Raw genomic sequence first — 315 nt, forward strand, 5'->3', positions numbered from 1 at the left:
AATCAGATATATAAATAAATACAGCAAAATTAGGTGATACGTATGGAGGACAAACTCAATCAACTTAAAGTATAGTATTGCAGTGCAAAAATGCAGGTTAAGCAGTAAAAGACATAAGGTTGTATTTGGAGAGGGAAATCCTAATGCTAAGATAATGTTTATTGGTGAAGGACCTGGAGAAGACGAAGATAAAACAGGAAGGCCCTTTGTTGGAAAGGCAGGACAGCTTTTAACAAAAATGATAGAAGCAATTGGCCTTAAAAGAGAAGAAGTTTATATTGCAAATATAGTAAAGTGTAGACCTCCAAACAATAG

The 315-nt window shown here is 34.3% G+C and carries 1 protein-coding gene; it reads left to right on the forward strand.

The genetic code is table 11. From position 1 onward, the window contains the following. Positions 1-76 precede the first annotated feature (76 nt). A partial coding sequence (locus CAAU_RS05000; RefSeq protein ID WP_423219147.1) for a uracil-DNA glycosylase occupies positions 77-315 on the forward strand: 239 nt, incomplete at its 3' end.

It is taken from the genome of Caloramator australicus RC3 (assembly GCF_000297115.1).
GTDB classification, from domain to species: Bacteria; Bacillota; Clostridia; order Clostridiales; family Caloramatoraceae; genus Caloramator; species Caloramator australicus.